This window comes from Variovorax sp. 01T432 (assembly GCF_056398605.1).
In genome coordinates this window covers 68,238-81,072 of the sequence record NZ_JBFTPS010000011.1, presented here as the reverse complement: position 1 = coordinate 81,072, position 12,835 = coordinate 68,238, and the positions used below count along the sequence as shown (strand labels likewise).

Annotated in this window: 13 protein-coding genes; 7 read left to right on the top strand and 6 right to left on the bottom strand. The window is 65.5% G+C overall.

What is annotated here, in order from left to right:
• Positions 1-76: 76 nt before the first annotated feature.
• The 4 genes from glnA (at position 77) to ntrC (ending at position 4,811) form a co-directional block, all read left to right on the top strand.
• The gene (gene glnA, locus AC1DNF_RS11385) at positions 77-1,492 is read left to right on the top strand and encodes a type I glutamate--ammonia ligase (protein ID WP_478148691.1); all 1,416 of its coding nucleotides are present in this window, start codon (positions 77-79) and stop codon (positions 1,490-1,492) included.
• Positions 1,493-1,629: 137 nt separating this feature from the next.
• Positions 1,630-2,133 (top strand): hypothetical protein, encoded by a 504-nt coding sequence (locus AC1DNF_RS11380; protein ID WP_478148690.1) that lies wholly within the window; start codon positions 1,630-1,632, stop codon positions 2,131-2,133.
• Between the two features lie 58 nt (positions 2,134-2,191).
• Positions 2,192-3,268, top strand: a complete 1,077-nt coding sequence (glnL, locus tag AC1DNF_RS11375) for a nitrogen regulation protein NR(II) (protein ID WP_478148689.1) — start codon at positions 2,192-2,194, stop codon at positions 3,266-3,268.
• 22 nt (positions 3,269-3,290) lie between these two features.
• The gene (gene ntrC / locus AC1DNF_RS11370) at positions 3,291-4,811 is read left to right on the top strand and encodes a nitrogen regulation protein NR(I) (RefSeq protein WP_478148688.1); all 1,521 of its coding nucleotides are present in this window, start codon (positions 3,291-3,293) and stop codon (positions 4,809-4,811) included.
• Between the two features lie 12 nt (positions 4,812-4,823).
• On the opposite strand, the gene AC1DNF_RS11365 is transcribed toward ntrC, so the two are convergent.
• The 3 genes from AC1DNF_RS11365 to AC1DNF_RS11355 form a co-directional block, all read right to left on the bottom strand.
• The gene (locus tag AC1DNF_RS11365; protein WP_478148687.1) at positions 4,824-5,336 is read right to left on the bottom strand and encodes a hypothetical protein; all 513 of its coding nucleotides are present in this window, start codon (positions 5,334-5,336) and stop codon (positions 4,824-4,826) included.
• Complete coding sequence (gene xth / locus AC1DNF_RS11360) at positions 5,333-6,112, bottom strand: exodeoxyribonuclease III (RefSeq protein ID WP_478148686.1); 780 nt, start codon at positions 6,110-6,112, stop codon at positions 5,333-5,335. The genes AC1DNF_RS11365 and xth overlap by 4 nt, the downstream gene beginning before the upstream one ends.
• Before the next feature lie 105 nt (positions 6,113-6,217).
• Complete coding sequence (locus AC1DNF_RS11355) at positions 6,218-6,712, bottom strand: dihydrofolate reductase (protein WP_478148685.1); 495 nt, start codon at positions 6,710-6,712, stop codon at positions 6,218-6,220.
• Positions 6,713-6,808: 96 nt separating this feature from the next.
• Between AC1DNF_RS11355 and AC1DNF_RS11350 the strand changes: the two genes are divergently transcribed.
• Positions 6,809-8,497, top strand: coding sequence for an ArnT family glycosyltransferase (locus AC1DNF_RS11350; RefSeq protein WP_478148684.1), 1,689 nt, complete (start codon positions 6,809-6,811; stop codon positions 8,495-8,497).
• On the opposite strand, the gene AC1DNF_RS11345 is transcribed toward AC1DNF_RS11350, so the two are convergent.
• Genes AC1DNF_RS11345 through AC1DNF_RS11335 form a run of 3 tightly spaced genes read right to left on the bottom strand, consistent with a single transcriptional unit; the run spans position 8,475 to position 11,178 of the window.
• Positions 8,475-9,305 (bottom strand): thymidylate synthase, encoded by an 831-nt coding sequence (locus AC1DNF_RS11345; RefSeq protein WP_478148683.1) that lies wholly within the window; start codon positions 9,303-9,305, stop codon positions 8,475-8,477. The genes AC1DNF_RS11350 and AC1DNF_RS11345 overlap by 23 nt on opposite strands.
• Entirely contained in the window at positions 9,302-10,732 is a 1,431-nt protein-coding gene (locus tag AC1DNF_RS11340; RefSeq protein ID WP_478148682.1) for an FAD-binding oxidoreductase, read from the bottom strand. Before AC1DNF_RS11340 ends, AC1DNF_RS11345 begins: the two co-directional genes overlap by 4 nt.
• Entirely contained in the window at positions 10,729-11,178 is a 450-nt protein-coding gene (locus AC1DNF_RS11335) for a DUF2069 domain-containing protein (RefSeq protein ID WP_478148681.1), read from the bottom strand. The genes AC1DNF_RS11340 and AC1DNF_RS11335 overlap by 4 nt, the downstream gene beginning before the upstream one ends.
• On the opposite strand from AC1DNF_RS11335, the gene AC1DNF_RS11330 reads away from it, so the two are divergent.
• Entirely contained in the window at positions 11,177-12,394 is a 1,218-nt protein-coding gene (locus tag AC1DNF_RS11330; protein ID WP_478148680.1) for a YihY family inner membrane protein, read from the top strand. The genes AC1DNF_RS11335 and AC1DNF_RS11330 overlap by 2 nt on opposite strands.
• 55 nt (positions 12,395-12,449) lie before the next feature.
• Complete coding sequence (locus AC1DNF_RS11325; RefSeq protein WP_478148679.1) at positions 12,450-12,830, top strand: thioredoxin family protein; 381 nt, start codon at positions 12,450-12,452, stop codon at positions 12,828-12,830.
• The last annotated feature ends 5 nt before the right edge of the window (positions 12,831-12,835 follow it).

Genomic DNA, 12,835 nt, shown 5'->3' with positions numbered 1-12,835 from the left:
GCGCCAGTGACAATGGCATAGAAACTGCATCCTGAATTCCCGTACTTCCAACCACTATCCAAACCAGGAGATCCTGATGGCAAAGACCGTCGCCGATGTACTCAAACTCGTCAAGGAAAACGAGGTCAAGTTCATCGACTTTCGCTTCACCGACACCCGCGGCAAAGAGCAGCACGTGACCGTGCCGGTCTCGGCCTTCGACGAAGGCAAGTTCACTGACGGCCATGCCTTCGACGGCTCGTCGATTGCTGGCTGGAAAGGCATCGAAGCGTCCGACATGCAGCTCATGCCCGACCCGAACACCGCCAACATCGATCCGTTCTTCGAAGAGACGACGCTGATCCTGACCTGCGACGTGATCGACCCGTCGGATGGCAAGCCCTACGAACGTGATCCGCGCTCGCTCGCAAAGCGCGCCGAGGCGTACATGAAGGCCTCCGGCCTGGGCGATACCGCGTTCTTCGGACCGGAACCCGAGTTCTTCGTGTTCGACGGCGTACGCTGGCAGAACGACATGTCCGGCTGCTTCGTGAAGATCGAATCCGAAGAGGCTTCGTGGAACACCGGCAAGGAGTTCGAACACGGCAACACCGGCCATCGCCCGGCAACCAAGGGCGGCTATTTCCCCGTTCCGCCGGTCGACAGCTTCCAGGACATGCGCTCCGAGATGTGCCTGGTGCTCGAATCGCTGGGCATCCCGGTCGAAGTGCATCACCATGAAGTGGCGAATGCCGGCCAGATGGAACTCGGCACCAAGTTCAGCACGCTGGTGCAGCGCGCCGACTGGATCCAGTTGCAGAAGTACGTGATCCACAACGTCGCCCACGCCTACGGCAAGACCGCGACCTTCATGCCCAAGCCCATCGTCGGCGACAACGGCTCCGGCATGCACGTCCACCAGTCGGTGTGGAAGGACGGCAAGAACCTGTTCGCCGGCGACGGCTATGCGGGCCTGAGCGAATATGCGCTGCACTACATCGGCGGCATCATCAAGCACGCCCGCGCGCTCAATGCCATCACGAACCCCGGCACCAACAGCTACAAGCGCCTGGTGCCCGGCTTCGAGGCGCCGGTGAAGCTGGCCTACTCGGCCAAGAACCGCTCTGCGTCGATCCGCATTCCCTTCGTGGCGAACCCTAAAGGCCGCCGTGTCGAAGCGCGCTTCCCTGATCCGCTGATGAACCCCTACCTGGGCTTCGCCGCCCTGCTGATGGCCGGTCTCGACGGCGTGGAGAACAAGATCCATCCGGGCGAAGCCGCCAGCAAGGATCTGTACCACCTGCCGCCGGAAGAAGACGCGCTGATCCCGACCGTGTGCCACAGCCTCGACCAGGCGCTGGAGTATCTCGACAAGGACCGCGCCTTCCTCACCAAGGGTGGCGTGTTCACCGATGCCTACATCGATGCCTACATCGACCTGAAGATGCAGGAAGTCACGCGCTTCCGCATGGCCACCCATCCGGTCGAATTCGACATGTACTACTCGCTCTGATGGCGGGGCGCCCTTCGAGGGCGCCGGGCGTCAGTCAAAAGGACGGCTTTGCCGTCCTTTTTCTTTTGGGGAACGCTGGCGTGGGATTGGGATCGAATTGCCTCAAAATGCCGACTGATGCGACTCCATCCTTGATCATGAAGACTGTCTCCCTTCTCTTGCTGGCCGGGGCCGTCGCCGGCTTGCAGGCCCCCGCCCAAGCCCAGGCGCCGGAGCGCGTCTGGCGCTGCGGCAACGAATACACCAACAATGCGACGGTCGCCCAGCAGAAGGGCTGCAAGATCATGGAGGGCGGCAACGTCACCGTCGTCCAGGGGACCCGCCCGGTTGCCTCGGCTGCCGCCAGCAGTGCGGCGGTGCGCGCCCCTGCGGGCAGTCCCCGCGTCAATGGGGCAGACCAGCGCGCACGCGACGGCGAGGCGCGCTCGGTGCTCGAGGCCGAACTCAAGAAGGCAGAAGAGCGCCAGGCTCAACTCCTCAAGGAGTACAACAACGGCGAGCCTGAGAAGCAGGGCAGCGAGAGCCGCAATTACCAGAAGTACCTCGACCGCGTGAGCGAAATGAAAGCCGAGATCGCGCGCAACGAGAGCGACATCGCTGGTATTCGCCGCGAACTCGGCCGCCTGCCGGCCAATCCCTGATGGCACGCCCGCTTTCGACCCTGCGCCTGTGCGCCGGTCGTTCGGCGACCATCTAGTCATGGCCTTCGGAAAACCGGCCGCCGCCAGCAAGCGCTTTCAGGCCTTCGATCTCCTCTCCACCTTGATTGCGGTCGTTCGCATCGATGGGTCTGTCTTGTTCGCCAACTCGGGCTTGGAGGACGCTCTCGGTACCTCCCGCCGAACGCTCGAAGGCTCACAGTTCGGTGCCTGCTTTCACGAGCCACAGGTGCTGCGCACGGCCATCGATGGCGCGAGCAGCAATGACTTCGCAACCTTGCGCTACGAGGCCTTGCTGCGCCGCGTCAACCACGAGCTGATGCCCGTGCAGGTTACGCTCGCGCAGAGCGACAGGGCTGGCGAACTGATCATCGAGCTGTCGCCGCTGGAGCAGCAGGTTCGGCAGGACCGCGAAGAGCGCCTGCTCGATCAGGCCCAGGCCAACAAGGAGCTGATCCGCAACCTCGCGCACGAGATCAAGAACCCGCTGGGTGGCATCCGCGGTGCCGCGCAGCTCCTGCAGATGGAGGTCGAGTCGCGCGACCTCATCGAGTACACGCAGGTCATCATCCACGAAGCCGACCGGCTCCAGACGCTGGTCGATCGCCTGCTTGCGCCGCATCGCCGGCCGCACGTGGTGGGCGACGTCAACATCCATGAAGTGTGCGAACGCGTGCGCTCCGTGATCCTGGCGGAGTTCCCGCGCGACCTGAACATCGAGCGGGATTTCGATGTCTCGATTCCCGAATTTCGCGGCGATCGCGAACAGCTCATCCAGGCCACGCTCAACATCGTCCACAACGCGGCGCAAGCCCTGACGGAGCGGCGCGCCGCGGGCGACGCGCAGATCACTTTCAAGACGCGCATCGCGCGTCAGGTCATCTTCAACAAGCAGTGGTACCGACTGGCACTGGAATTGCATGTCATCGACAATGGACCGGGTGTGCCGGACACGATCAAGGACCGCATCTTCTACCCGCTGGTGTCGGGCAGGGAAGGCGGGACGGGCTTGGGATTGACGCTGGCGCAGACCTTTGTGCAGCAGCATCACGGCGTGATCGAGTGCGACAGCGTCCCGGGCCGGACCGATTTCAAGATACTGATACCGCTGCCTTAGCAGCCAAGCAACAAGGAGCTGCATGAAGCCGATCTGGATAGTGGATGATGACCAATCAATCCGCTTCGTGCTGGAAAAAGCGCTGTTGCGCGAAGACCTGCCGACCCGTAGCTTCACCAATACCCGCGAGGTGCTCGCCGCCCTCGAGGCCGCGGCCGACGATGAAATGCAGGGCCCCCAGGTCCTGGTGAGCGACATCCGAATGCCGGGTGGTTCAGGGCTCGATCTGCTCGACAAGATCAAGGCCAAGCATCCCGGTCTGCCCGTCATCATCATGACCGCGTTCTCGGATCTCGACAGCGCCGTGTCGGCCTTCCAGGGTGGTGCCTTCGAATACCTGCCGAAGCCGTTCGACCTGCCGCGCGCGGTCGAATTGATCCGCCGTGCGGTCGACGAAAGCCAGCGCGAGGAAGTGGCCGAAGAGCGCATGGCGGCCGCGCCTGAAATGCTGGGGCAGGCCCCCGCGATGCAGGACGTGTTCCGCGCGATCGGTCGCCTTTCGCAGAGCAACGTCACGGTGTTGATCACCGGTGAATCCGGCTCGGGCAAGGAACTGGTCGCCCGCGCATTGCACAAGCATTCGCCACGTGCCATGGGTCCCTTCGTTGCCATCAACACTGCGGCCATTCCGAAGGATCTGCTCGAGAGCGAGCTGTTCGGCCACGAACGCGGCGCCTTCACCGGCGCGCAGACAATGCGGCGCGGGCGCTTCGAGCAGGCCGAGGGCGGGACCTTGTTTCTCGACGAGATCGGAGACATGCCCTTCGACCTTCAGACGCGCTTGCTGCGCGTGCTGAGCGACGGGCACTTCTACCGCGTCGGGGGGCACAATTCGGTCAAGGCCAACGTGCGCGTGATCGCCGCCACGCACCAGGACCTGGAGCAGCGCGTCAAGCTCGGCGGCTTCCGAGAAGACCTCTTCCACCGGCTCAACGTCATCCGGCTGCGCCTGCCCGCGTTGCGCGAGCGAGGCGAAGACATTCCAGCGCTCACGCGCCACTTCCTGCAGCAGAGCGCGAAGCAGCTCGGCGTCGAGCCCAAGCGAATTTCCGATGCCGCGCTCGTGCAGCTGGCGACCTTTGCCTTTCCCGGCAACGTGCGGCAGTTGGAGAACATCTGCCATTGGCTGACCGTGATGGCGCCGGCCCAACTGATCGAGCCGAAGGATCTTCCGCCCGAGGTGATGGCCACGGTGCCGGTGGAGGCGCCTGCGACTTCTCTTGCCGCGGTGGCGATGCCCTCGTTCGCCGCCGATCGCGACTCGCCCCTGGTTTCGTCGCCGGCTGTCGCACCCTCGGCCGCGGCGGCAACTGCCGGCGTCGCCGCGGCGGTCGAGTGGGAAATCGGGCTCGGGCTCGAAGCCCAAACCATGCTCGCGGCAGGTCGTACCGATGTCTGGGAGGTGCTCTCGCACCGTTTCGAATCGCGCCTCATCACCACCGCGCTGGAAAACACGCGTGGCCGCCGTATCGAGGCCGCCCAGAAGCTCGGCATCGGTCGCAACACCATCACGCGCAAGATCCAGGAGTTGGGCCTGGAATAACCAAGCGCCGGTTCAGCGGCTGCGCTGGCCTTCGGTCAGCGCGTCCAGCTGGAACTGGCCGCTCTTGTCCCAGAGCCAGGTGTCGACGTAAGTGTGCGCGCCGAGCTTCCCTGGACTGGGCAGGGGCGATGCCTGCCGGATCAGGTCGGCGATCATCCCGCTGACCTCCGGCGCATGGCTCGGCGTGCGGCTGAAGTGCACGGCCGTGACGCGGCCCGACGCGTCGATCTCGGTTTCCGTCACCACCACGGCATACACGAGCGGCGGGATGCGGCCCTTGTAGATGCGTGTCGGATAGGTCTTGTAGATGTGCCTCGCTCCGATCTTGCGATAGGCCCGCACAGCGGGCGTCTGGGCGGTGATGGGCCTCATGCTCGCCACAGCCGGGTCGGAGGGCTTCGTGTCATCCTCTCCGGTGCCCGGCTTGGCGGATGCTGCCTCGTCGGATTTGCCCTGCGGCTTCGTCGAGGTGCAAGCGGAAAGGGCGAGCGCGGCAGAGAGCATGACGATGGCGACGGCTCTCATGCCTCGATCTCCACGGTCACCGGCGCATGGTCGCTCGGCTTTTCCCATTTGCGCGGCGCGCGGTCGATGGTGGAGCTCTTCACGCGCGGTACCAGCGGCTCGCTCACCAGGATGTGGTCGATGCGAAGTCCGCGATTCTTCTGGTAACCCAGCATGCGGTAATCCCACCAGGAGTAGCTTTTTTCGGGCTGGTCGAACAGGCGGAAACTGTCGGTCAGGCCGAGTTGCAGCAAGGCCTTGAAGTGGTCGCGCTCCTCGGTCGTGTGGTGGATGGTTTCGGCAAGGCCGATGGGGTCGAAGCTGTCGCGGTCTTCAGGCGCGATATTGAAATCGCCGAGCAGCACCAGGTTCGGATGGGCCGCGAGTTCGGCGCGCAGCCAGTCACGCAGCGCGTTCAGCCACTTCATCTTGTATTCGAACTTCTCGCTGCCCGGCGCCTGGCCGTTGACGAAATAGCCGTTGACGACGCGCAGCTCGCCGGCCGGCGTGTCGATGGTGGCGCTGATCACGCGCGAATGCTCATCGGCGAATCCGCCGATGTTCTTCATGACCTCGCGCACCGGCGCGAGGCTCAGGATCGCGACACCGTTGTAGGTCTTCTGGCCGAACACGGCCGCGTGGTATCCGGCCGAGCGCAGGACGTCGAGCGGAAACTTGTCGTCGCGCATCTTGAGTTCCTGCAGGCACAGCACGTCGACCGGGTTGGCGCTCAACCAGTCGAGGACGTGCTGCAGGCGCGCGGTGAGGGAGTTGACGTTCCAGGTGGCGATTTTCACAGGCAGGGATTCCTCAAACTGAAGCGGATAAGCGGGGGTGGGTCTTCGCTGAAGCCTGTGGCATTCTGCCGCGACCGGCCTTCATTCCCGCGCGCTCGCGAAACGTCATGAGGGGATCCGCTCATAGGTCACGAAGCTGAAGGGAAGGCCCCCGGCTGACAACTGCGCTTCGCGCGATGTTTCGCGCCAGCCGCTGCCCAACTCGGGCGCGCGGGCGTCGCCTTCGAATTCGCGATCGATCTCGGTCACCACGGCCCGCTGCGCGAGCGCAGCCGCTTCCTGATAGATCTGCGCGCCGCCGATCACCCAGATCTCGGCCGCCTGATCTCCCATGGACACTGCCTCGCGCAGGCTCGCGGCGCGTTCCGCGCCGGCCGCGCACCAGTTCGGTTGACGCGTGACGACGATGTTGCGGCGACCGGGCAGGGGGCGGAACTTGGGCGGCAGCGAATCCCAGGTCTTCCGGCCCATGACCACCGGGCACCCCGCCGTCATGCGCTTGAAGTGCGCCATGTCCTCGGGCAAGTGCCAGGGCAGCGTGTTGTTCCTGCCGATGATGCCGTTGGCGGCGCGGGCGTAGATCAGATTGAGACGTGCCATGAAGTCAGGCGGCCACCGGCGCCCTGGCGGCCGTGCGGTTTCGGGGTTCCTTGGGTTGCATCCCGTGATTCTGTTCGATTTCCCTGGGCGCACGCGGTGGCTCCGCCGGCTTTCGACAACAGCGATGCAATTGAGCCCCGTGGGCGGCAAGCATGGCGGCCAATAGGTAGCCGTCAGGATAGGTACGCTATTCTCGCCGTCATGGGTATGCCCAAATCAAGTTTGAATGGGCTGCCCTTGGCGCGGCAATTGCCTCATCCCGGCATCGCTGCGCACTTGCGGCGGCTCCTTCATTTCCTGGCCGGCGCTGCGCCCGGCACTGCCGAGGCGCCCCGGGTCCTGCTGGTGCTTGCGCTCTGGGCGGCGGTCTGGCTCGTCATCCTCGCCTGGACCAGCTTGTCCCCCCCCGTGGACAGCGTCGAGCAGTTGACGTGGGTCCGATCTCTCGAATGGGGTTACTACAAGCACCCGCCGCTGCCGACGGTCCTGCTCTGGCCGCTGGTTCAAATCTTCGGGCTGCATGATTGGGTCGCGGCCTTGGCCGGTGCCGCGACGCTCGCAGCATCTTTGCTGCTGGCCTGGCGCCTCACCTGCGACCTGAAGGGCGCCCACTTCGCCGGCTTGTCGACCCTGGGCACGCTCTGCATCACCTACTACAACGGCCGGATCAACTATTACAACCACAACGTCGTGCTGCTGATGTTCGTGGTGGGCGCCGCGTGGTTCTGCTGGCGGGCCTTCGAGGACCGCTCGCTGGGCGCATGGATCGGGGTTGGAACGATGCTGGGCCTCGGGGCCATGTCCAAGTATCAGGTCGCCCTGGCCTTTGTTTCCCTGGGCTTCTTCTGGCTCACCCAGCGCGGCTGGCGCCAACCGGTGCATCGCCGCGGTTTGTTGCTCGCGTGCGTCGTCGCGGCGCTGATCTGCCTCCCTCACGTCCTGTGGCTCTTCTCGCATGACTTCCCGCCCTTCAGGTATGCCGCGGCCACCTCGCTCGGTGCGGCGCTGTCGGGATGCGACCGGACCCTGCACGCTCTTGCCTGGCTTGCGGACCAGGCTCAGCGCCTCGCGCCGGCGCTGCTGCTGGGTACGGGCTTGCTGGCCTGGTCGAACAGGAAGCGCGATCGGGCTTTGCGCGTTCGACCGCCCGCGAGCGACCCGCAGAAGAAGGTTTCGAGCTTCCTGTTTGCGTGGGGCGTGTTGCCGCTGCTGACGGTCGCAGTCATCGGATTGGCGACCGGTGCCGATCTGCAGCTTCAATGGGGTACCGCATTCGTTGCGCTGACCTGCGCCTGGATCATGGACACCTGGAGGCCGAAGGCTTGGGAGGCCGTCGAGTGGCGCCATGCGGTGGCCGGCTTCGTGATCATCCAGGCGGTGCTGGTTGCGGTGAACTGGGTGACCTCTCCGCTCGGCCCTTCGGCGACCGTGAAGCATCACAACCGCAATCTGCCGTCGCAAGCTGCTGCGAAAGCGCTTGGCGGGCCGGCTCGCGAGGCTTTGAACGGCCCCATCAAGGTGATTGCGGGGTCTTCTCGCTACGCCGAGGTCATCGCCTTGCGGCTCGATGAGCGACCGCTGGTATTGATCGATGGGCGGCTCGATCGCAGTCCATGGCTGCGTGCCGAACAACTCGCTGGGCAGAAGCTCCTCTGGGTGGGCGGCGGGATCGAGACACCGCCTGCGGGCACGGTGCCCCACGATCTGCCCGGCGGCATGTGGTGGACGGTCCAGGACCGGCCGGGCGCACCAGCCCAGGAAGCTACACCGCCACCGGTGCCTTGATGGCAGGGTGGTGCCGGTAGTCGGCCATTTCGAAGTCCTCGTACGCGTACTCGAAGATCGACGCCGGCCTGCGCTTGATCACGAGCGTCGGGTACGGATGCGGGGCCCGGCTCAGTTGCAGCGCCACCTGCTCCGCGTGATTGCTGTAGATGTGGCAGTCGCCCCCCGTCCAGATGAAGTCGCCGACATCCAGGTCGCACTGCTGCGCGATCATGTGCGTCAGCAGCGCATAGCTCGCGATGTTGAAGGGGACGCCCAGGAAGATGTCCGCGCTACGCTGGTAGAGCTGGCAGCTCAGCTTGCCGCGTTCTCCCGCCGCCTGGGGCGGCGCGACGTAGAACTGGAAGAAGGCATGGCACGGCATCAAGGCCATCTTCGACAACTCGGCGACGTTCCACGCGCTCACGATGATGCGGCGCGAATCGGGGTTGGTCTTGAGCGTGTCGATCACCTGCTGGATCTGGTCGATGTGCCCGCCGTCCGGCGTCGGCCAACTGCGCCATTGCACGCCGTAGACCGGGCCCAGGTCGCCGTCTTCGCGTGCCCACTCGTCCCAGATGGTGACGCCGCGCTCCTTCAGCCAGTTGTTGTTGCTCGAACCCGTGAGGAACCACAACAGTTCCTGAATGATGGATTTCAGATGCACCTTCTTCGTGGTCACCAGCGGAAAGCCTTCGTTCAGGTCGAAGCGCATCTGGTAGCCGAACACGCTCTTCGTGCCGGTGCCGGTGCGGTCGCCCTTCTGCACGCCCGCCGTGTCGACATGGCGCATGAAGTCTTCATACTGCGATCGGATGGGGCGGGTCATTGAAGGCTCTCCGTGCGGATCAGGCGACCCGGGTTCAGGATGTTGTGCGGGTCGAGGCCGCGCTTGATCGCGCGCATCATCTCCAGGGCCACCGGCGACTTGTGCTTCTCCAGCGTGGCGACCTTGAGCGCGCCCACGCCATGCTCGGCCGAGAAGGAGCCGCCGAAGCGCGCGACGCAGTCGTACACCAGGGTGTTGATGCGGGCTTCCTGATCGCGCAGGAAAGCCTTGTTGTCCCCGCCGGCCGGCGCCTGCACGTTGTAGTGCAGATTGCCGTCGCCGAGGTGGCCGAAGTTCACCAGCCGCACGCCGGGAACCTCCCGCTGGAGCAAGGCGTCTGTCTCGGTCACGAAGCCCGGGATGCGCGACACGGCGATCGAGATGTCGTGCTTGATGTTGAGCCCTTCCTCGGCTTGCGCGAGCGGAATGCTTTCGCGGATGTGCCAGAGCTGATGGGCCTGCGCGAGGTTCTCGGCTACCACCGCATCGCTGATGCATCCGTTCTCGAAGGCGGTTTCCAGCAGCGCCTCGAAGCGCGAGCGGGCGTGGTCCTCGGACTCGCTGTCGGAGTTCTCGAGCAGCACGCTGTACGGGCTGGCCTCGTCGTTGATGAAGGGCACGCGCATCGTCGGGAAATGCTTGGCCACGAGGCTGAGCGCGAAGCGGCCCATCACCTCGAAGCCGGTCAGGCCGGAGCCCAGATGCCTGTGCGCCAGGCCCAGCAGCGTCACGGCATGATCCATCGACGGCACGGCCGCCCAGGCCGTGAGTTGCGCGGCGGGCAGGGGATAGAGCTTCAGGGTAGCGGCGGTGATGATGCCGAGGGTGCCTTCGCTGCCGATCATCAGGTCGCGCAGGTCGTAGCCCGTGTTGTCCTTGCGCAGCCCGCTGGTGCCCTCCCAGATCCGACCCTGCGGCGTGACGACTTCGAGCCCCAGGCACAAGTCGCGCGCGTTGCCGTAGCGCAGCACCTGCGTGCCGCCCGCGTTGGTCGCGAGGTTGCCGCCGATGGTGCAACTGCCCTCGGCCGCGAGGCTGAGCGGAAACAGGAATCCGGCCGATGCCGCGGCCTCCTGCACGGACTGCAGCACGCAGCCGGCCTCGACGGTCATCGTGAGGTTCGCGGCGTCGATGCCGCGCACGGCGATCATTCGCTGCAGGCTCAGCACGAGCTCGGTGCCGCTCTCGTCGGGGATCGAGCCGACGGCCAGGCCGGTGTTGCCGCCCTGCGCAACGATGGCGGTGCCCGCCGCCGCGCAGGCCCTGACCACCTCGGCCACCTCCTGCGTGCTGGCGGGCCGGACGACCGCGAGCGCCTTGCCGCGCGAGCGCTTGCGCCAGTCCTGCTCCCAGGCGGTGAGGTCGCCGTCCGTCAGCACGTGGGAAGCGCCGACGATGGCGCGCAACTGTTCCAGCAAGGCGCTCATGGCGCGGCTCCTTCGAGGGTTCGGGCCCGCGCCGCATGGCGCAGGCGAAGACGGACGTGCCAGGCACAGGCGACGAAGAGCGAAAGGCACAGCACGATCTCGATCAGCGCCAGCACCTGGCCGATGCCGTTGGTGTCGCTCCAGGCGCGCACGACGCCTTCGGTGAAGTAGAGCCAGATCATCAGGCTGACCCAGCGGTAGGTGTACATGCGGTTCTTGAGAAGGCCGGCCAGCGGCACTACCAGGGGCAGGACCTTGAGTGCCAGCCAGGAGCCGCCCGGACGCAAGGGCGCCAGCCACAGCTCCCAGGCGAGCCCGAGCGCAATCAGGCCGACGAGGCTGCCGACGGCGAGCCATCGGGTGGCGGTGACGGAAGCGGGGGAGACGGTGGGAGCGATCACGAGGGAAGCGTCGGATGGGACAAGGAAGGGGGAGGCGGATGGCATGATACCGGCCATGAATCGCCGGCAACTGTGGAGGGACCTTTCGCATTTTCCCTGGGGCAACACCGCCGCGGTGCTCGGCGAGCGCTTTCGCGAAGACCGGCTGGGCCTCACGGCCAGCAGCCTGACCTTCACCACCACCATCGCCATGGTGCCCTTCTTCACGGTGGCGCTGGCCTTGTTCACCGTGTTTCCGATGTTCTCCAAGATGCAGGGGCGCGTACAGCGCTGGCTGATCGAGAGCCTCATCCCGGAAAACATCGCGCGCCAGGTATTGGGCTATCTCAACCAGTTCGCGAGCAAGGCGAGCGGACTCGGCGCGGCCGGCCTTGTCGCGCTGGTGGTGACGGCGATCGCCCTGATCCTCACGATGGACAGGGCGCTCAACAACATCTGGCGAGTGCGTTCACCGCGGCCGCTGGCCCAGCGGGTGCTCATCTACTGGGCTGCCATCACGCTCGGGCCCGTTCTGCTGGCGGTGAGCCTGAGCACCAGCGCCTATGTGTTCGCCGCGTCGCGCGAAGTGGTCGGCGGCGGGATGATCAAGCTGGTGTTCGACAGTTTCGAATTCGTGCTGCTGGCCGCCGGCATGGCCGGGCTCTACCACTACGTGCCCAACACCCACGTGAAGTGGGCTCATGCCTGGGCGGGCGGGCTCTTCGCCACCTCGGCGATCGAGATCGCCAAGCGCGTGCTGGGCTACTACTTCAGCCTCGTGCCGACCTACTCTGTGGTCTACGGCGCCTTTGCCGCGGTGCCGATCCTGCTGGTCTGGATCTACGTCGCCTGGGTCATCGTGCTGCTGGGCGCGGTGATTGCCGCCTACCTGCCGAGCCTGCTCACCGGGGTGGCGCGGCGCGGTGGAGCGGCGGGTTGGCCGCTTCAGCTCGCCGTCGAGGCGCTGCAGCACCTGGCCGGCGCGAAGGCCACGCCGGACAAGGGCCTGGGCGCGGCCGAACTGGTGCTTCGAATGAGGGTGGATGCGCTGCAGCTCGCGCCGGTCCTGGAGACGCTGGTCGCGCTCGACTGGATCGCGCCGATCGCCGAGGAGCCTGCCGACGAGGACCCGCGCCTCGTGCTGCTGGCCGATCCCGCCAGCACGCTGCTCGAGCCTTTGCTCGGCCTGCTGCTCATGCCCCATGCGCCATCGCTCGACAACCTGTGGCATAAAGGACCATTGAGCACGCTTCGCCTGCAGGACGTGCTGCCGAATCGATAATGGCGCCGCCTTTGTCCTGCGCTCTTCTTCCATACTTACTACCGACGTTTCCAAAGTGGCCTCGACCTTTCCCGCGACCCCCGAAGCTTCCGTCGAGCCGCTGTGGGTGATCTGCCTGTGCGCCGAATGGTGCGGCGCCTGCCGCGAATACCATCCGCTCTTCGAGGAGGTCGCGCGCGAGCATCCGCAGTTCCGCTTCGCGTGGGTGGACATCGAAGATCATGCGGACCTGGCGGACGACTTCGACGTCACGACCTTCCCCACGCTTCTCATTGCCGGCGGATCGGGAACGCGCTTTCTCGGCCCATTGCTGCCATATGCGGAGACGCTGAGGCGGATGCTCGATGCGTTGCAGCCGGCACAGCCCGCCGCGCCCGAGGTCCGCGCGTTGCTCGAGGCGCTGGAGCGCGAGCCCGCGGCCTTCCTCGTTGCCTGAAGCCG